Annotated in this window: 19 protein-coding genes; all 19 read right to left on the reverse strand. The window is 30.2% G+C overall.

Features of this window, described 5'->3' with window-relative positions; translation table 11 throughout:
* Positions 1–120: 120 nt before the first annotated feature.
* The gene (locus SY27_RS14580) at positions 121–1,749 is read right to left on the reverse strand and encodes an MFS transporter (protein ID WP_045971614.1); all 1,629 of its coding nucleotides are present in this window, start codon (positions 1,747–1,749) and stop codon (positions 121–123) included.
* Between the two features lie 48 nt (positions 1,750–1,797).
* Positions 1,798–3,270 (reverse strand): nitrate/nitrite transporter, encoded by a 1,473-nt coding sequence (locus SY27_RS14585; RefSeq protein ID WP_045971616.1) that lies wholly within the window; start codon positions 3,268–3,270, stop codon positions 1,798–1,800.
* A 90-nt stretch (positions 3,271–3,360) separates the two neighbouring features.
* Positions 3,361–4,353 carry a GTP 3',8-cyclase MoaA gene (moaA, locus tag SY27_RS14590; RefSeq protein ID WP_045971618.1) on the reverse strand — a complete coding sequence of 331 codons (993 nt, stop codon included), beginning with the start codon at positions 4,351–4,353 and terminating at the stop codon, positions 3,361–3,363.
* 81 nt (positions 4,354–4,434) lie between these two features.
* Positions 4,435–5,349, reverse strand: a complete 915-nt coding sequence (gene moaCB / locus SY27_RS14595) for a bifunctional molybdenum cofactor biosynthesis protein MoaC/MoaB (RefSeq protein WP_045971619.1) — start codon at positions 5,347–5,349, stop codon at positions 4,435–4,437.
* 2 nt (positions 5,350–5,351) lie between these two features.
* A complete protein-coding gene (locus SY27_RS14600; RefSeq protein ID WP_045971621.1) occupies positions 5,352–5,798 on the reverse strand; it encodes a molybdenum cofactor biosynthesis protein MoaE in 447 nt (148 codons plus the stop codon).
* Between the two features lie 10 nt (positions 5,799–5,808).
* Complete coding sequence (locus SY27_RS14605) at positions 5,809–6,876, reverse strand: HesA/MoeB/ThiF family protein (protein ID WP_082084371.1); 1,068 nt, start codon at positions 6,874–6,876, stop codon at positions 5,809–5,811.
* Between the two features lie 6 nt (positions 6,877–6,882).
* A complete protein-coding gene (locus SY27_RS14610; RefSeq protein WP_045971624.1) occupies positions 6,883–7,125 on the reverse strand; it encodes a MoaD/ThiS family protein in 243 nt (80 codons plus the stop codon).
* Positions 7,122–7,688 carry a molybdenum cofactor guanylyltransferase gene (locus tag SY27_RS14615; protein ID WP_045971625.1) on the reverse strand — a complete coding sequence of 189 codons (567 nt, stop codon included), beginning with the start codon at positions 7,686–7,688 and terminating at the stop codon, positions 7,122–7,124. Before SY27_RS14615 ends, SY27_RS14610 begins: the two co-directional genes overlap by 4 nt.
* Entirely contained in the window at positions 7,688–8,434 is a 747-nt protein-coding gene (locus SY27_RS14620) for a sulfite exporter TauE/SafE family protein (RefSeq protein ID WP_045971626.1), read from the reverse strand. The genes SY27_RS14615 and SY27_RS14620 overlap by 1 nt, the downstream gene beginning before the upstream one ends.
* Positions 8,428–8,760 carry a winged helix-turn-helix domain-containing protein gene (locus SY27_RS14625; RefSeq protein ID WP_235270990.1) on the reverse strand — a complete coding sequence of 111 codons (333 nt, stop codon included), beginning with the start codon at positions 8,758–8,760 and terminating at the stop codon, positions 8,428–8,430. The genes SY27_RS14620 and SY27_RS14625 overlap by 7 nt, the downstream gene beginning before the upstream one ends.
* 48 nt (positions 8,761–8,808) lie before the next feature.
* Positions 8,809–9,981: a gephyrin-like molybdotransferase Glp gene (gene glp / locus SY27_RS14630; RefSeq protein WP_045971628.1), complete on the reverse strand. Its 1,173-nt coding sequence runs from the start codon at positions 9,979–9,981 to the stop codon at positions 8,809–8,811.
* Positions 9,982–10,100: 119 nt separating this feature from the next.
* Positions 10,101–11,384 carry an alginate export family protein gene (locus tag SY27_RS14635; RefSeq protein ID WP_235270991.1) on the reverse strand — a complete coding sequence of 428 codons (1,284 nt, stop codon included), beginning with the start codon at positions 11,382–11,384 and terminating at the stop codon, positions 10,101–10,103.
* A 168-nt stretch (positions 11,385–11,552) separates the two neighbouring features.
* Positions 11,553–12,782 carry a pyridoxal-dependent decarboxylase gene (locus SY27_RS14640; RefSeq protein WP_045971629.1) on the reverse strand — a complete coding sequence of 410 codons (1,230 nt, stop codon included), beginning with the start codon at positions 12,780–12,782 and terminating at the stop codon, positions 11,553–11,555.
* Position 12,783: 1 nt separating this feature from the next.
* Positions 12,784–14,577, reverse strand: a complete 1,794-nt coding sequence (locus SY27_RS14645) for a hypothetical protein (protein ID WP_045971861.1) — start codon at positions 14,575–14,577, stop codon at positions 12,784–12,786.
* Positions 14,578–14,688: 111 nt separating this feature from the next.
* Complete coding sequence (locus SY27_RS14650; protein ID WP_045971630.1) at positions 14,689–15,123, reverse strand: OsmC family protein; 435 nt, start codon at positions 15,121–15,123, stop codon at positions 14,689–14,691.
* A 77-nt stretch (positions 15,124–15,200) separates the two neighbouring features.
* Positions 15,201–15,440, reverse strand: a complete 240-nt coding sequence (locus SY27_RS14655; RefSeq protein WP_045971631.1) for a cytochrome C oxidase subunit IV family protein — start codon at positions 15,438–15,440, stop codon at positions 15,201–15,203.
* 89 nt (positions 15,441–15,529) lie between these two features.
* Positions 15,530–16,105, reverse strand: coding sequence for a cytochrome c oxidase subunit 3 (locus SY27_RS14660; protein WP_045971633.1), 576 nt, complete (start codon positions 16,103–16,105; stop codon positions 15,530–15,532).
* A gap of 3 nt (positions 16,106–16,108) precedes the next feature.
* Entirely contained in the window at positions 16,109–17,857 is a 1,749-nt protein-coding gene (locus SY27_RS14665) for a nitric oxide reductase activation protein NorD (protein WP_045971635.1), read from the reverse strand.
* Positions 17,857–18,636: a CbbQ/NirQ/NorQ/GpvN family protein gene (locus SY27_RS14670; RefSeq protein ID WP_045971637.1), complete on the reverse strand. Its 780-nt coding sequence runs from the start codon at positions 18,634–18,636 to the stop codon at positions 17,857–17,859. Before SY27_RS14670 ends, SY27_RS14665 begins: the two co-directional genes overlap by 1 nt.
* Between the last annotated feature and the right edge of the window lie 19 nt (positions 18,637–18,655).

Here is an 18,655-nt window from a genome sequence, read left to right on the forward strand (position 1 = left end):
TGTTTTAGTGAGATAAAATTTATCTTCAAAAAAGACAAATTTTACCATCATTTAAATATAATAAAAATTTATAACTTATTCTTTCACAAACACTTCTGTTATGAAAAGAATTATAATTGTTTATGGATTATCCACTTCTCTTTTAGGTCCTTGATAATACCACCAGTTCAGAATTAAGCAAATTAAATAATAAACTGCAAAACCATATAACGCATATTCAGGCGTTCCAGCAGTTACTTGTTGTCCAAATACATTAGGAATAATAAATGCTCCATAAGCAGCAATTGCGGCTGTCCAGCCTAATACAGGACCTGCTTTTTCTTTACTAAAAATATAAGGAATACTTCTAAAAGTAGATCCGTTTCCAATACCAGTTGTTAAGAATAAAACCATAAATGCACCGAAAAATGGCCACCAATATGATTCTGGAGTTTCAGAACCTCTTGCTTGTACAACATAATAAGCAACTGTTAATGCAGCTATAATTTGAAAAATAGTACTCCACATTGTAATTTTTGCTCCACTATTCACTTTATCAGAAAGAATTCCTCCAATTGGTCTAACTAAAGCGCCAAAGAGTGGTCCTAAGAATGCCCAAAGCATAATGTTAGGAGCATTAGGGTTTACCCATTCTGGATCAACTGGATTTGAATACACAAATATATCTTGCGCTAATTTTGGAAATACCATTGAAAACCCAATAAATGAACCGAAAGTCATGGTATAAATAATTGTCATTATCCAATTGTGTTTGTCACCCAATATTGAAAATTGTTTATTAAGATTCTCTTTTATATCAGCAGGAGTTCCATATTTCATTAATAAAACAGTAAGAACAATTACTATGGGAAGTACTATCCACATTGCAGAATCTTTCATTCCAAATGATTCCCAAGGAATTCCAACTAACATAAAAGCACCAATACCAGCTGCTATTAAACCTAACATTATCATATATAATGTTTTTGAAATTCCTTTTGCAGTATTTGGCATACTTGGAGTTCCTGTAGATACATTATTCATTCCGAAAAATGCAGCTAAAGAAGCTAATATAATAAGCGGAACCCAAATCCATGCTGCATTTTGCATCCCTTCAAAAGGAGCTCCTTTCGCTGTTGCAATTGCACCAGCTGTTCCACCAAATAAAGAGAATGTTACAATAAACGGAATTGTTTTTTGCATCACTGCAACTCCCAAGTTACCTAGTCCTGCATTCATACCTAATGCATATCCTTGTGCTTTTTTAGGGAAAAAGAATGAGATATTACTCATTGAAGAAGAGAAATTACCACCACCAAGTCCAGATAATAAGGCCATAATAGCAAAGAATAAATATGGTGAATTTACATCAGACAAGGCTATTCCTGTTCCTACTGCTGGAATAAGTAATAATGCGGTTGTTATAAAAACTACATTTCTACCACCACCTAATGAAATCAAAAAAGAGTTAGGTAATCGCAAAGTTGCTCCTGCTAAACCTGCAATTGCTGGTAACGTATAGTAAAGATTATTTACTTCTTTTAATGCGTTTACATAGGCTTCAGTTCCTACCACAAGTCCATCGGTCATTCCGAAATTGAAACCAAATTCTTTCATGTACTTAATAAGTACGCCCCACATAATCCATACAGAGAATGCAAGTAATAATGCAGGAATAGAAGTCCATAGATTTTTATCGGCTATCTTTTTCCCTGTAGACTTCCAAAAGCCTTCGTCATCTACGTTCCAATCTTTAATATTTACTGACATAAAATTATTATTAAATTTATAACTAATTAGGTAGCATTAATTGTACTATTATTTTTGTTCGATTTGCGTTGTAAATTCAGGGTTGTTTTTACGAATTGCTTTAATAATGGTTTTATGCATCCATATTAAACAGATTGTTGATACTGCAAAAATGAAGAACCAAGAACTTGTCCAGAATCCTGTGGAAGTTAACAAGTAACCAAAAACAATTGGTCCGAAAAATCCACCAAGTCCACCTATAAGTCCAACCATTCCTCCAACAACACCAATTTCATTTGGAAAATATTCAGGAATATGTTTGTAAACAGCAGCTTTACCAATTCCCCAACATACACCAATAAGGACAACTAAAACTAAATACACCCACATGTTTGCTTCAAATTGAATATGAGTAACACCTTTTGCTAATAATTCTTTCTTTTTAACTGTTTGGTTTTCTGCAACAATTACTTCTTGCCAAGATGATTTTACAGGAAAAATTGGTTTATTTGTTATTTGTTTTTCTGTTTTTGGAGTAATAACATATTCTTTATCATTAACCATTAATTTCTCTGAAGAAACATTGGTAACAATACCATTATTTCCTGCTAAAACTCCAGGACCAGCAGTAAAAACTTCCATTTTAGGAAACATTAATAGGAAGCTGATAACCATTGAAGTTCCTAAAACCCAATACATTACTTTTCTTGCCCCAAACTTATCTGATAAATAGCCTCCAAATGCTCTAATAATACCCGATGGTAAACTGAATAAGGTTGCAAATACGCCTCCCATAACTAAAGTAGTATGGTAAACGTTCATGAAGTTTGGTAATAACCATTGCGAGTAAGCTACAAAACATCCAAAAACGAGGAAGTAGTACATTCCAAATCTCCAAACTCTCATCGATTTTAGAGGCTGTAAAAGGGTTTTGATATTTTTTGTTTCTCCTTGAACAATTTTTTCTTTTGTCAAGAAAACAAATAAGAAACCTATAACTACAAGTACAATACCGTAAGTAATTGGTAAAAGTTTCCAACCATTTTCTGGGTCACTTTCTGAAAAATAATTTAATAAAGAAGGAGCTAAAAAAGTAGTTAATGCTGCACCTGCATTTCCCATTCCAAAAATACCTAAAGCTCTTCCTTGCCATTCTTTTGGGTACCAAATAGAAGTATATCCAATTCCAACAGCAAAACTAGCTCCAACAACTCCAAACAGTAAACTTAAAATGGCAAATCCCCAAAATGAATCTGCAAATGGAATTAAAAATAAAGGAATGGCACATAAAAACAACAACCATGTAAATACTTTTTTACCACCATATTTATCAGTTAAAATACCTATTGGTAATCTTGTTAAAGCTCCAGATAAAATAGGAATTCCCATTAACCAACCTGCTTCAATAACAGTCCAATTGAAAATTCCTTTGTCTATTAAATAGGTTACTAAAACACCGTTTAGTGTCCAACAAGCAAAACACATTGTAAACGCGAGAGTGTTTATAAATAATATCTTGTGTGATTGTGATAAATTACTCATACCATTACCCTTAAATAATTAACTTTGTGTAAAATTAGTACTCTAGAGCTGTAAATTTTATGACAATTATCAGTAAATGTTAATTTTTTCTTAACCTCCTATTTTTATCATGCTTCTGTTTTTAGAAAAAAGCTTCGGGTTCTGAAATTCAGTATCATTTTCCATTCCACCTCTTACTGGAAATTTAGATTTAATATTTTCTTCTATAATAGGAAGTATGCTTTCTCCATTTCGTAAAGCATCTAAAAGAGAATTTTCAGTATTGGAAAACAAACAGTTTTTTAATTTTCCATCCGCAGTTAAGCGAATTCTATTACAAGTGCTACAAAACGGATTAGAAACAGAGCTAATTACGGAAAAACTTCCTTTAAAGGACTCTATTTTATGATTTCGAGCTGTGTCATTTATTTTATCATTTATTCGGAGAATAGTTTTCTCTTCAAAATGATTATCTACTTTTTCTAAAATTTCTGCATAAGTTACCAATTTCGATTTGTCCCATTGGTTTCCGTTAAAAGGCATAAATTCTATAAAACGAATTTGGATATTTAAGACTTTGGTAAGGTTTATAAAGTCAATAATTTCACAATCATTAAAACCTTTTATTAAAACAACATTTAGTTTTACTATGAAATTATTTTCTAAAAGCAATTTGATATTTTTCCAAAGTACCTCAAAATGATCGCGTCTGGTAATTTGTTTGTATTTTTCTTTTTGTAAAGTATCTAAACTTATGTTTAAAGATGTAATTCCTGCTTCTTTAAACGTATCTATATATTCATGAACTAAAAGTCCGTTAGTAGTAATATTTAAATCAATATTTAATTTTCCAAGACGTTCAATAATATCTCGAGCATCTTTTCTAACTAATGGTTCTCCTCCAGTTAAACGAATTTTTTTTACACCAAGTGACACAAATGTTGTGGCAATAGTTTCAATTTCATCAGCCGTCATTATATGTGCTTTTGGAGTTAAGTTTATTCCTTCAGCAGGCATACAATAAGTACAACGAAGGTTACAATTTTCAGTAATTGAAATTCGCAAATAATCATGCACTCGACCTTGTAAATCTTCTATTTTCATGTATGTTTTTTTTTAATGGTCACATGGAATCGCTTATATTAATTATTTTTTATGATATGCAATCAAGGTAATTTCAACATATTATTTTCCGTGGTTAAAACCATTAATTATTTTGAATAAATGCAATACAGATGGGAAAATAGCGTCAATCGATTCGCTTGCTCCATTTGTAGAGCCTGGTAAAGCAATTACTAAAGTAGTTCCAATGAATCCAACCACACTTCGAGATAACATTGCATAAGGTGTTCTTTCTTGTCCATACGAACGAATTGCTTCTTCAATACCAGGAATTCTTCTGTCTAATAATGGAATTAGTGCTTCAGGAGTTACATCTCTGTTCGATAAACCAGTTCCTCCAGTCAAAATAACTAAATCCGTTTTACCGTCTTTTAATGTGTTTACTGTTTTTTGAATATCTGTAATTTCATCAGGAATGATACTATAATTTGAAACTTTTAAACCCAATGTATTCAATTTAGAAGTGATTACTTTCCCTGCTTTGTCTTCTTTTCTCCCATTAGAAACACTATCGGAACAGACAATTACAGCTACATCTAAGTTTAAACTTTTAGCATCATTAAAGTCAGATTTTCCACCTTTTTTATGCAGTAATTTAACCGTTGAAATTTCTACATTTTTATCGATAGGTTTCAGCATGTCGTACATTGTTAAAGCAACAATACTTGCTCCATGCATGGCTTCTACTTCAACTCCTGTTTTATAAATCGTTTTAACTGTAATTTCAATATGAATTTCCATTTCTTGAATATCATAAGCAATTGCTGTGTATTCAATAGGTAATGGATGACAATCTGGAATAGCGTTTGAAGTATTTTTCACCGCAAATAAGCCAGCAGTTCTTGCCACTTCTAAAACATCTCCTTTTGGAACGGTTTTATTTTTGATTGCTTCTATAGTTGCTGCACTTCCAACTTTCACAATTGCTTGAGCCGTTGCAGTTCTTTGCGTGATTATTTTATGCGTAATATCGACCATGATTAGTTATTTTTTTTCCAAGTATAGGTTTCGTCTTCCAATATTTCTTTACCAAAAATGGCTACTTTCTCTTTAATTTCTTCTACCAAATAGTTCAATGCTTCATATACTACTTTTCTTCTTGGAGCCGAAACAAATACAAACAGGCAAATTTCACCAGCTTTTACGAGACCTAAACTATGGTAAATATGTAAACATGTTAGATCGTACTTTTCAAAAGCAGCTTCACGAATTTCATAAAAATTTTGCTCTGCCATTTCTTCATAAGCTGAATAATCAATTGCTACAACTGTTTTTCCATCTATTTCATCAGCACGAACTTGACCTAAAAAAATATTATGTGCTCCAATAGAAGTTTTAGTTTGGTGCTTAGCAATTGAGTTACCAATAAATTCTGCTGAAATTGGTCCTTGAACAAATGATTTTTTTTTAGGTTTTGATGTTTCCATTTTTCTTTGTTTAAATAACTTCTAATTGTATGTTTTGAATGCCTTTTTGTAAATGTGCTATATTTATAAATCCGTTTTCTAAAAATAAGTCTAACGCTTTTTTACTGCGAATTCCACTCTGGCAAAAAAGAACAATAGGTTGATCTTTATTAAATTTATTAATATGTTTTTCTATTTCAAAAAATGAAATATTGATGACGCTTTCATTCTTTAATTTTGGTGTTTCATGTGCTTCACGTAAATCGATAATCGTATAGTTTTCATTCGAACAAAGATCTAAAAAAGCCTCTTTACCAATTTCATGATTCTGCTTTTTTGAACTTTCTAATTCGATACCTTTTTTAGTTCCAATACGAATTTGTTCTTCATTTCTACTAAATTCTAATTCGTTAAAAGAAAGATTCAAAGCGTTATAAATAAGTAGTTTTCCTGAAAGAACTTTTCCAATTCCTAAGATAATTTTCAATATTTCCGTTGCTTGAAGCATTCCTAAAGTATTAGGTAAAACACCTAAAACACCTGTAGTTACACAATTTGGAACTTCTTGAGTGTTTTTCTCAGGAAACAAACATCGATAACTTGGTCCACTTTGGTAATTAAAAACACTTATTTGTCCTTCAAATTTATGTATAGAAGCATAAATCATTGGCTTACCCAAATGAATGCCTATATCGTTAATAAGATATCGCGTTGCAATAGTATCGGTACAATCTACCAATATTTCATAATCTTTTGAAATAATTGCAATATTACTTTCGGAAATAAATTCTGGATAAACATTTACTTTTACATCTGAATTTATTTTTTGAATTGCATTAGCTGCTACATCCACTTTATTTTTCCCACAATCATTAGTTGTATAAAGCAATTGACGGTGTAAATTCGTTTCATCCACAACATCACCATCCACAATTCCAAGTGTTCCAACTCCAGAAGCTGCCAACATTTGTAAAACAGGACAACCTAAACCACCAGCACCAATGACCAACACTTTTGCGTTTAGTAATTTTTGCTGACCTAGACTTCCTATTTCTGGAAGAGCCATTTGTCGTGTATATCGTTTTGAATGTTCCATCATTGTTTTTTAACCACCTGCAAAAGGAGGTAATAATGCTATTATGTCGTTATTGTTTAAATTAATTGCTGTTGTTGTAATTGATTTATTCACCGCAATAGCAAAAGAAATATTCTGTAAACCTATATATCTTTTATTTAATTCTTTTATCAAATCGTTTGTTGTAAAATCTGATTTTTCAAGACTATACAACTCTTCGTTTGTGTTTGTGATATCAGCTATTAAGCCAAAATATTTTAGTGTTATCGTCATTTTATTAAATTTTGATAGTCCTCTTTGGTATTTATATTTTGTAATAAAGCACACCACTTATCAGGAACTTCAATTGTTTTATGTGGAATTGCTTCAACAACCATTCGTAATCTTAATTGCTCACTTTTTAAATGTTCTTCAAAAACAGTTACTGCTTTTCGATTATAAACCGCAATTAGCGGACTTGTTTTATCTGCGATTTTTACTTGTGTAATTAGTTTTTCGTTATCTATATTATTAATCAGCCAAGTAATAATTTCTGCTGAAATTAATGGAACATCAACACTCAAAATTATATTTTGTTCTGTTTGTGAATGCGATAAAGCTGTAAAGATTCCACCAACTGGTCCTTTATCAGGATAAATATCTTCGATTCGATTACAGTTTAAAAAATCATAATCTGAATTGGTTGAAACAATCGTTATATTTTGAATAGTGGCTTCTTGTAATGCTTTTACAATATGTGCAATAAATACAGTTTCGTTTAAAAGTAGCATACCTTTATCAGAACCCATTCTAGAACTTTTTCCACCTGCTATTATGTATGCTGATATAGTCGCCATTAAATAGTGTAGAGTTTAATAATTGCTATTCCTAAAACGAAAGCCAAGACATTTCGCAATACAATATTGTTGAATTTTTTACTTCCGTAATATGCTCCCAATAATCCACCGATGAAAACAATTCCAATTAATAGAGTTGATGAACTTGGTATTTCGCCTCCTTTTGATAGAAACCCAAAGATTCCTGAAATTGAATTTACAAATATGAATAATGCAGAAACTGCAGCAGTTTGTTTCATGTTTGCCCAACCCAATAATAGTAGTACAGGACTTAAGACAATTCCACCACCAATACCAATTAAGCCAGATAAAAATCCTATTATTGCTCCAATTAATAATGCGTATTTTATGTTTATTTCTTTCAAATCAGCTTTTTCTTTTCCGAGGAAACCTAATAATCGAAAAACAGCAAATAGCAATAAAGTTCCTAATATGATTTTGTAAATTTTAGAATCAACAGTTAAAAATCCACCTAAAAAAGAGAATGGTATAGATGTAATAGCAAACGGATAGAATAAGTTCCATTTAAAATTTTTCTCTCTGTAATAGAAGTAAAATGAAATTCCTGAAACTAAAATATTCAAAATTAAAGCTGTTGGTTTCATGAATGATATTGGCAAAGCAAACAAACTCATTAAAGCTAAATAACCACTTGCTCCACCGTGTCCAACACTTGCATATAAAAAGGCAACTATTGGCAATAGTATTAATAATGATGGTGCATTTAAAATTTCGGTTACTAACATAAAGAATGTTTTTTTAATTGTTCATCTAGAAACTGCCAGCAATCTTTATTTATCGTTTCGAAAATAATAATTAAAGATTTTCCATAAGGTGTTAATGAAGTTCCACCTCCTTTTACTCCACCGATCTTGGTTTCAATAATAGGTTTCTTTGTGGTTTTACTTACTTCATCAATTAAACGCCAAGCTTTTTGGTACGAAATTTTTAAAGTCTTAGACGCTTTATTAAGAGAACCTGTTTCATCAATCATTTTAAGTAATTGCACGCGACCTTCACTTAAAAGAATTCCGTTATTAGATTCTATCCAAATTTTACTCTTGATTCGCAAAATAAACTTCTTTCGTTATACTTTTACAAAGATAACGAAATGAGAACATCATAAAATATGATAAATATCAACTTTTGAACCTTTTTCTAATTCGTAATTTCCTTCTGGAAGATGAATTAGACAATTTGAAAGCGCAAAAGTATTTAACATAGAGGATTGCTGGTGCGATAATACTGAGACATCATTATCTGAAAAAATAGCTTTTAAAAATTGACTTCGCGTATTATTTACTGCTAAATTATGCGTCAATTCTTTTTGAACAAGATTGTTTTTAGGATTTGTCTTTCCTGTAATACTGTGTAAAATAGGTTCTACATATATATAATAACAAGTTAAACTTGCAGCCGGATTTCCTGGTAAAGCAAAAATCAACTTATTCTCTATTCTACCTGCTAATAAAGGTTTTCCTGGCTTTTGATTAACTTTATAAAATAATGTTTCCACCTTTAACTCTTCCAAAGCGCTTTTAACAAAATCATAATCACCAACAGAAATTCCACCAGAAATTAATACTATATCATTTTCATTAAGTGCTTTTTCAATACTATTTTTTGTATTTGAGAAATCATCATTTACTTCGTAAGTGTTAATTTCATCAAAATTAGCATTCAATAAAGCAGCTTGTAACATTATTGAATTACTCTCAAAAACTTTACCGTGTTCTAACACATTTCCTGGTTTAATTAATTCATTTCCTGTTACTAGAATTCCAATACTTGGTTTTTTAAATACGGTAACTGTTGTAATTCCTAATCCAGCTAAAAAACCAATTGCTGCTGCATTTAAAATTGTACCTTTTGTAAGCGCTATTTCATTTTCTTTAATCTGTTCACCAATAGGTCGAATATTAGTATGTAAAGCAACACGTTCGTTTAAAAGAACTGTTTCCTTTGTACAAGTAGTTTTTTCAATCTGAATAACTGCATTTGCAGAATCTGGAACTGCAGCACCAGTAAATATTTTAATAGCTTCACCTGGTTTTAAAACCATTTTATGTGCATCTCCAGCTTTAATTTCTCCTATTAAACGATACGATAGAGAATCGCATAAATTTAAAGCATATCCATCCATCGCAGATTGTCTAAATGGTGGCATATTTATGGAAGAATACACATCATTTGCTAAATAATAATTTAAGGCTTTTAGCAAAGGAAGTTCAACTTCTTTAGAATTAGGAATAGCATTATTTAATATTGTTCTAGCTTGATGTACAGAAATCATAATGGTGGTTTTGAATTTCAAATTTAAGATAAAATGAGGACAAAATTGAAAAAGTTATAAATCGAAAAAAGACTATGCCTTATGAATGACATAGTCTTTTATCTCTAACAACCAATTAACTATTTTGAAGAATTAAATATTCTTGGATTGATATTAATCATAACAAAAACCCAATTATTATCTAATCCTTTATTTCCAGCTTTTAAAACTTCTAAAGTTTCTGAACCAAACATTTGTGAGTATCCTGCTGAAATTCCGATATTTTTATGTAATTCATAAGAAGCAACTAAATCAATCTCTGTCCCTAAATAACTATCCATTGTTCTTGTAATATAGGATGGATCAATTACATCTGCTGCGGTCATAAACATATGAGGTGTTACACTAAATTTCCATTTATCTGAAACATAATTAAATTTTAAGAAAAAATCTTGTAAACCAACCGTATTTTTATGATTTCCAACATAGAAGTAATCCATTAAACCATTGAAAGCGTGGTTTGTTCCAAAAATAGGATTGAATGATTTAATTTTATCATCAGTATCCGTTTGATCTTTACCCGATAATAATTCGTAACCAAGACCTGCTTTTACCTTTTCTGTGAAGGCATAATTTACATTTAACCCAATATTATAAGCACTTACAGAAGTATTATTTGTAGCTAATCTGCTTTTACCTGTTTGTGCATAAATACCTAAATCGGCATCTAATTTATTTTTTTTGTATTTTAAAAATGTTCCAAAAGTTTGCATATAATCTACTTTCAAATCGGTAGTGATAGGCTCTTCATATTGAAACCCAGTATTTAATGCTAACAAACTCATTTGCAATTCATTAAAATTTGTATGGTACCAAGCATATTGCATATTTTTATAATTAGTAACATATAAATCACGATATAAACCTTCTGTATCGGCATTTAAAGCAGCTCCTAAGTCTAATTGATTTTTATCTTTTTTATAAGACACAACTAGCGCATCATGACTTTGTCCTTGTTGGATCCAATCAATTTCTCCGAAAATTCTTTGATTATCGTAGGATATAACTTGTCTACCTAAACGAGCATTCCAAGAATCATTGAAGCTATATTGTCCCCAAGCTTCAAATAGCATTACACCATTTTTGTCATTAGTTGCCGTTGTTTTAACATCTCCCCAAGTTCTAACGTTTTGTAATGTAAGTTTTGCAGATATTTTTTCTTGTTTAAAATTAAAATTTAATCGAGTTCTTTGCGAAATAAATGAAGTTGGTAATTCATTATCTAGCATTAACCCTTTAAAACCATTTCTATATTCGTAACGTGGTCTCATTTGTAAATTTACATCAATTTCTTGCGCAAATGATGTTACACCCATTAAGACAAATATAGATAATGAAACCTTTTTTATATAACTTGTTTTCATATGTGATTATTTATTATTTTAATTCCTAAGACAAAATTAAAGCTAAGAATTATGCTATTTGATGACATTTATCAGGCATTAGGATATTTTATTTTTTTTCATAAAATGCTGATTTATATTATTTTAAAAAAAGAGTTTTTTACTTTTAAATATTAAAATAAAACTTGTTTAAATAGTTCCTAAGCTTGATATAAATTCATTTAAACTATCAACCTCTACATGTTCCATTAACACAATTTTATACCATTTGTTATCGTTATTATGCGATTCGGGAACCAAACCAAATTTAGATGCTATATCTGTTGAAATAAATTCAGATTTTATAGTAACAATATTCATAAAAGGTTCTCTAAAATAGGTTATGTTCAAATGGTCTAGTTGCTTGCACAGCCAATCGGTTCTCAATTCCAGAATCTTTACTTTTTCAAACCAACCATTTTTACCATAGGTTTTTAAAATCATCCAAACAGCAACAGCGTTTGCTCCAGAACGGCTACCACTTAATGTTAAATCCATGCCTTCAACGTATGCCGCTTCTTTGGTTAACACATTTTCAATCAAATTTTTTCTACATATAAATATTCCTGTTCCATAAGGAGCTTGAAGCATTTTATGTGCATCAATGGTTATCGAGGAAACATGTTGATTAGTAAAATCTAAATGATTTTTAGGAGTCAAAAATGGATATACAAAACCACCATAAGCAGCATCAATATGAAGTTTGAAAAGTTGGTTGTATTTTGCTAAGAGATTGGTATATATATCGGGATTGTCTACTGAACCAAACATGGTTGTACCCATGTTTGCGACTATTATAAAATATTTTTTACCTTTTGAAATCGCTTCTTGTAATAGTGTCTCTAATTTAATTTCATCAATAGTTCTATCCTCAAAGTTAACTTCAACTCTTAACCAGTCAATCATTAGCAAGTTAGCACCTTTTGCAATTGAATAATGAGTGTCCTCTGAAGCTAAAATACTGATTTCTGATAATTTTGCTTGATAGGTATTCATGAAATAATTTCTATAAATCCATAAAGCTTCGATATTTGCTTCTGTTCCACCAGTTGCAATATAACCATCATAATCATCAGTTGTGGCATTAAAAATATCAACTGCAAGAATTTCGAGAACTTCTCGTTCAATTTCTTGTGTTCCTTTAAAAGCTTTTTCGGAAATACCGATAGTATGACAGCCAATATTGTTTGGATTCGCTACATAGGTCATTAAAACGGGAGCGTCTTTTAAAAAAGAAGCATCATCATAAAATACTTTTCCATCTAATTTTGAAGCTGGGTAACCTAAGGAGACATCTTTTGAAAAGTTAATATTTTCATTTAAAGCTTTAGTAATACGTTCTAATCTATCGTTTTGTGTGGATTTATGCCAGTTGCTCATATTAATAAGATATTGAGTTAATTTCTGTTTTATAAAGATTTAACTGCTGATTAATTGTGTCTTGATTATTTTTCAAAAAAGAAGTGTTTTTGAATAAATTTTGATAATATTCTATACCTTGATTAATGTTATTTCTGTATAAATTCCATTTCTTTATTTGACTTGCTGTTACATCATTAGTTAAAGTATTAACTTCATTTCTCAAATAATCTACATACATTTTTAATTCTTTGATGAACAAATTAGGTCTATCTGATTGAAGCATTATATTCGCGTTACCGTAAATATGTTGCACCATCTCTTTTAGTGAAACTTCTTTGTTAAAATAGGCCAAATTTGGTCCTGGACAGATAACTACTCCTTGTTGTTGCCCTTTTATATCCATACCATTTTCCAAATAGGAAGCATTGGCTAAGCCAACACAAAGACAGGCTTTATCGGTAATCAACGATTTTTGATTTATAAACTCATTCAATGATAATTTCTTTTTGTTTTCTTCTAGTTCTTTTAACTTAATGTCTTGGTATTTTTTGGAAGCAGTACAAAGTCCAACGTCATCATATTGTTTGTTTAGGGCTAAGAACTTCTTCGGACAAGAGCTTCCTGCTTTATTATCGCTAATTCTTTTTTCTTTCCAAAAATCATTAGAAACGCCTTTAATAGAATTAAATGGAACACCAAGCGGAGAAATATTACTCAAATAAAAATCATCTTCTTTTGCATTTGCTAACAATTTTCGAGTTTCTGTATCTACTGAAGTAGCTTCTGGAACTAAAAGAAAAGGAGAACCCCAACCCACCGATTCTAAATTGTAATTTTCTAATAAAAACTCGTGTTCTTCAGCCGTTCCAACTCCACCTTGAGCAGTAATTTTTAAAGGCAAAGGTTCTTTTGGAATTGGCATTTGTTTTATTTCTAATGCTTTTACAAATAAATCGTGAGTAGCATTAATTAATTCGTTTTTTTTTGTTTTAAACTCTTCTAAAATTGGTCCTAATAATAAGCCATCCGTAGCAAATGCATGTCCGCCACAATTTAAACCAGATTCAATTCGATATTCAGAAACCCAAAGTCCTTTTTTAGCTAAAAAACTACCTTGGATTAAAGCCGAACGATAATCACTTACTTTTAAAATTATTTTTTTCTTAAGAAATGCATTTTTATTTGGAAAGAAATCTGGGAAATTTTCAAAATAACTATATAATCTAGGATTCATTCCAGCTGAAAGTACAACTGAAGATCTTAAATTACTGTTAGCAAAACCACGTAGAGCAGCATGTGCATCATTAAATTCTGTTGGTAATTTTTCTTTTCCTTCATAATTGTCTTTATCAACTTTTGTCATGATATTGACATCTATTTCACCTAATGAACTATTTTTTTCTAAAAACTTCCTTAAGGCATCTTTAAAACAGATACCTTCATCTATAAATTTTTGCAACGTTTTTTTTACGTCTGATTTATTAGGAAGCAAAGCAATGTAGTTTTCTAAAGCTGATTTACTTTCTGTTAATTCGGTTTTAAATTTTTCAAATTTATCATTTACAATAGTATCCATTAAATTTAGATAATGGGTAATTCTTTCAGCACGATAATCATGAAATTTTTGCGTAATTTCTTGATAAGGAAGGCTGAATTTTTTGCTATAAAAGGCACGCATTTTTTCTATTAAATCATCGTCAGTTATAGAGACAACAGAAGAGATACCGAAATGTGCAATTCTAATTGGACTGTCTATTGTATACGCCAAGCCCATTACTGGAATATGGAAAGTATGATTGTTTTGTATTTTCATATAATTGTTCAATTTTGAAGCTACGAAAGTTGTAAAAATCATTGGAGTAAAGAATGATAATTATCATACTTACTGCGCAAAAGAGAATAACTTATATTATTTTCTAGATTTCTATTCAAATTTAAAGGTAGGATGTACTAAAACTTCTGTTTTAATAGAGTTTGAAATCAAACAAGCTTTTTCAGATTTTTGCAATATGCGTTCTGCTTTTTCAGTATCGTTTGGATCGCTAATTGTAAGTACTGGCTTAATAATAACTTGTGTCATTAAATATTTGCCTTCTACTTTCTCTAAAATTCCGTCTGAACTACATTCAAAATCTATAAAGTCAAATTTTGAAAATTCGGCAATAGCCAAAAAAGTAGTCATAAAACAACTTAAAATGGACGCTGTGTATAAATGCTCTGGTGACCAAATATTTGGAATTCCTTTGTCAAATTCTGGTGGAGTTGCGACTTCTATTATAGTTGGTAATTCGTTTGATGATAAAGTTCCTTTTCTATCTGAATTCCATTTTAAATTTACATTATAGCTATGCTTTTCCATTTTATATGTGTTAATTTTTGAATAACACAAATGAACGAATTAGTATTTTTTTTGATTATGATTTAAATCACAAAATATTAAATTATTAATGTTATAATTCCAATCAAAACGAATAAAAACAGACTTAAACTTACTTTCCAAGCTGAGTTTGCCTTTTTTAATTCCATAAACTGAAAAGTTACAACTAAAAACTTGATACTTGAAATTAGTAAAATTGCAATTGTTATAATTTTAGAGGTATTATTATTGGATAAAAAAGCAGTAAGTACTGTAAGAATGATAAGTACTATATATACTTTTGTTAATTGTTTTTTCATATGTAAATATTTATTTTTTTATTGGTCATATGCAATTTACAAGTCTTCTTTTGTGTTTATGACCAAAAACGTACATGCTTATTTCATTACTAAAAGATTAAATAAAGGATAGGAAAAAGCAATAACCAAATGATATCGCACATATGCCAAAATGTAGCTGAAGCTTCCACATCTTCAAGTTTTGCATTGTTTTTACGAATACTTTTCCCTGTTATAAAAAGAATTATAAGTCCTATTAAAAGATGAATAATATGAAAACCTGTTAGCAACCAATAAAAAAAGAAAAAAGTATTTGTTTCTAAAGTAATTCCGTTTTCAATTTTTGTATAGTATTCAAAGCTTTTAAGTAATAAAAACAATACGCCTCCTAACATAGCAAGTTTAAAAAACAAATTCGTTTTCTTAGTATTCCCATCTTTATAAAAACTTACAGCATTTGCAATAAACAGACCGCTAGTAAGTAAAAATAAGGTGTTAATTGCTCCAATAGTTGTGTTAAGTTGTAATTTTGATTGATGAAAAACTTCTGGTTCTTGTGTACCATAATGTACAAATGCAATAAGTGCCATTCCAAAAGTAATTAGCTCTAAAAAGATGATTATCCACATTAAAATTCCTCCAGGAGGATAATAAATATTTTTATAATCAATTGCTGTTTTATTCATTATTTAATGTTTAATTTTTTCGTAAAGTTTTACTAATGATTTTAATAAATCTTCTGGATGTGTTAATATTTGATAATGATTTTGTCCAAACATTAAAGGCAAATAATATTTTGCTTGTGCTTCTATAGCTAAAGCATACGTGTTTATTTGCTTTTGTTTTAATTCTTTTAGCGCTTGTTTTACATCGTGAATACCATACTTTCCTTCGTATTTATCATAATCGTTTGGTTTACCATCTGAAAGAAAAATAATCCATTTATTTTTAGAATCTCTTTTCTCTAACAAAGCACTAGAGTGACGAAGCGCAGCTCCAATTCTTGTATAACCTTGCGGTTCTGCAGCACCAATTTTATTTTTGGCTTTTTGCCAATCTTCATCAAAATCTTTTAAGGTTAAATAAGAAGCATAATTCCTTGTTTTAGAGTAAAAGCAATTGATAGAAAAATCAATATCAAATTCATTTAAGATTTCCCCAAATAGAATAGAAACCTGTTTTTCTACATCAATAATTTTATTTCCAGCAGCATAAGAGTCACTTGAAAGACTAATGTCTAAAAGCAATAAAATAGAAATGTCTTTTTCTTTTTTTCGGTTAGATAAATAGATGTTTTCAGAAGGTGTTCTTTTTGATAACACATCGATAATCATATCAGTAGTTGCATCAATATCAAATACATCACCTTGTGATTGCCTATGATGTTGTTGCATTTTATTATTAACATTGGTCAACATTTTACGCAAGCCATTTAAAACAGAAGCCTTCTCTGTGATTGTTTTTTTATAATAGTTAACATCCGTTTTTACTTGTGAAATTGGATATACTTTACAAAAGGAGTCTTTATATGCTTTTGAAGAATAATCCCATTCATTGTATTTTATATGATAACCTTTCTCATCTCTTTCTGCACTTTCAGAAATGGTTGTATTTTCAATGAAATCAGCTTGATAAACAGAATGTGTAGTATCATTTACACGAACTGTAAATTTCATATTTAGTTCTTCTAAAGCTTCTTGGTGTTTTTCTAATTCATCTGAACCATCAAAATCTCTCCAATTACCATTAAATTCTTCAGCTGTTTCTACTTTTTCGAAACTATGTAGCAATACGTAATCTTCTTGTTGTTTTTTATCAATTGTAAGACTTTTTATTTCTTCAACCGGATTTGCTTTTAAAACGGTTGGTTCTTTTTCACCCGTTGCCTTTTTTGTTAGATCAGAAAAATTATTTAATGTTTTATCTACTTCAACTTCTGTACTATTTCGCATCCATTTTCCATACAACCAACTATAATCAATTTCTTCTTTTGCAGCATAAAAAGTATAAAAATCATTGTGAAGAGAATTTGTAATTGGGAATTCTTCAAATAAACTTTTTAAAACAATTTCAGAACATTCTAAAGCTTTAAGTTGCGAATTATCAAGCGTTTCATCTTTGTTTTCCTTCCAATTAAATCCTAACTTTCTTTGTTCCGTTAAGTACAAAAGTCTAAAAAAGTAAAAAGAAAGGTTTGCTTCGTAAGTAGGAAAATCTCCGAATGAAATAGGAAAAAAAAAGTTATTATTTTTATAACCGCCTTCGCGTTCTGCGGGAAATATTTCAATTACATCCGCAGTAATGGCTCTTGCTAAAATGGTTAAACGTGATTTTATATCTTCTAAATGAACCGTACGATTAACTAAATCAGCATCAACCTTTTTATTCTTTTTAAAGAATTGCAAAACCTTGCTATATACTATTTCGTCAAGTTCCATTAAATCATCAAGTTACACAAATCGGTTAAGGCTTCTGCTATTTCCAAATCGTCTGTTAAAGGTTCTACGATAGCTACTTTTACAGCTAGTCTTTTAGGCAAATCGGTATGTATTAATTTTGCTGCGTCTACTAATAAACGCGTAGAAACGGTTTCTGCTAAACCTAATTCGGTAAGATTTCTAATTTTATTACCAATTTTAACTAGTTTTTTAGCAATATCTGGGTCAATATTTGTTTCCTGAATAAGAATTTCAATTTCCTGAGAAGCTTCTGGATAAGCAAAAGACAAAGCAGTAAATCGCTGTTTTGTAGAAGGTTTTAGCTCTTTAAATCCTCTTTGGTATCCTGGATTAAAAGAAGCAACCAACATAAAATCTTCGTGCGCTTTTATGGTTTCTCCTAGTTTATCAATATAAATTTCTCTTCTATGATCGGTTAAGGAGTGAATGGCAACAATAACATCTGGGCGTGCTTCTGCAATTTCATCTAAATATAAAATAGAACCTTCTTTTACTGCTTTTGTTAATGGTCCGTCTATCCAAATAGTTTCAGCACCTTTAATGATAAATCGTCCTATTAAATCTGTTGAAGATGTTTCTTCGTGGCAACTTATTGTAATTAACTTTTTATCTAATTTATGTGCCATGTATTCTACAAATCGCGACTTTCCAGTTCCTGTAGGACCTTTTAATAAAAACGGAATCTTGTTTTGGTATACATTTTCAAAAACCTCAACTTCTTTGTCTATTGGATGATAAAATGGAATATTTACGCTCATTTTGTTCTTTTTTGGATAA

The sequence above is a fragment of the Flavobacterium sp. 316 genome (genome assembly GCF_000967805.1).
Taxonomy (GTDB): domain Bacteria; phylum Bacteroidota; class Bacteroidia; order Flavobacteriales; family Flavobacteriaceae; genus Flavobacterium; species Flavobacterium sediminilitoris.

Excerpts from the sequence above, each read along its gene's own strand:
- SY27_RS14610 (WP_045971624.1), bottom strand. The coding sequence starts at position 7,125 with ATGACGATAACACTAAAATATTTTGGCTTAATAGCTGATATCACAAAC.
- SY27_RS14640 (WP_045971629.1), bottom strand. The coding sequence starts at position 12,782 with ATGAGCAACTGGCATAAATCCACACAAAACGATAGATTAGAACGTATT.
- SY27_RS14620 (WP_045971626.1), bottom strand. The coding sequence starts at position 8,434 with ATGTTAGTAACCGAAATTTTAAATGCACCATCATTATTAATACTATTG.
- moaA (WP_045971618.1), bottom strand. The coding sequence starts at position 4,353 with ATGAAAATAGAAGATTTACAAGGTCGAGTGCATGATTATTTGCGAATT.
- SY27_RS14650 (WP_045971630.1), bottom strand. The coding sequence starts at position 15,123 with ATGGAAAAGCATAGCTATAATGTAAATTTAAAATGGAATTCAGATAGA.
- SY27_RS14665 (WP_045971635.1), bottom strand. The coding sequence starts at position 17,857 with ATGGAACTTGACGAAATAGTATATAGCAAGGTTTTGCAATTCTTTAAA.
- SY27_RS14585 (WP_045971616.1), bottom strand. The coding sequence starts at position 3,270 with ATGAGTAATTTATCACAATCACACAAGATATTATTTATAAACACTCTC.
- SY27_RS14580 (WP_045971614.1), bottom strand. The coding sequence starts at position 1,749 with ATGTCAGTAAATATTAAAGATTGGAACGTAGATGACGAAGGCTTTTGG.
- SY27_RS14655 (WP_045971631.1), bottom strand. The coding sequence starts at position 15,440 with ATGAAAAAACAATTAACAAAAGTATATATAGTACTTATCATTCTTACA.
- glp (WP_045971628.1), bottom strand. The coding sequence starts at position 9,981 with ATGATTTCTGTACATCAAGCTAGAACAATATTAAATAATGCTATTCCT.
- SY27_RS14670 (WP_045971637.1), bottom strand. The coding sequence starts at position 18,636 with ATGAGCGTAAATATTCCATTTTATCATCCAATAGACAAAGAAGTTGAG.
- SY27_RS14615 (WP_045971625.1), bottom strand. The coding sequence starts at position 7,688 with ATGGCGACTATATCAGCATACATAATAGCAGGTGGAAAAAGTTCTAGA.
- SY27_RS14645 (WP_045971861.1), bottom strand. The coding sequence starts at position 14,577 with ATGAAAATACAAAACAATCATACTTTCCATATTCCAGTAATGGGCTTG.
- SY27_RS14605 (WP_082084371.1), bottom strand. The coding sequence starts at position 6,876 with ATGATGGAACATTCAAAACGATATACACGACAAATGGCTCTTCCAGAA.
- SY27_RS14635 (WP_235270991.1), bottom strand. The coding sequence starts at position 11,384 with ATGAAAACAAGTTATATAAAAAAGGTTTCATTATCTATATTTGTCTTA.
- moaCB (WP_045971619.1), bottom strand. The coding sequence starts at position 5,349 with ATGGTCGATATTACGCATAAAATAATCACGCAAAGAACTGCAACGGCT.
- SY27_RS14600 (WP_045971621.1), bottom strand. The coding sequence starts at position 5,798 with ATGGAAACATCAAAACCTAAAAAAAAATCATTTGTTCAAGGACCAATT.
- SY27_RS14660 (WP_045971633.1), bottom strand. The coding sequence starts at position 16,105 with ATGAATAAAACAGCAATTGATTATAAAAATATTTATTATCCTCCTGGA.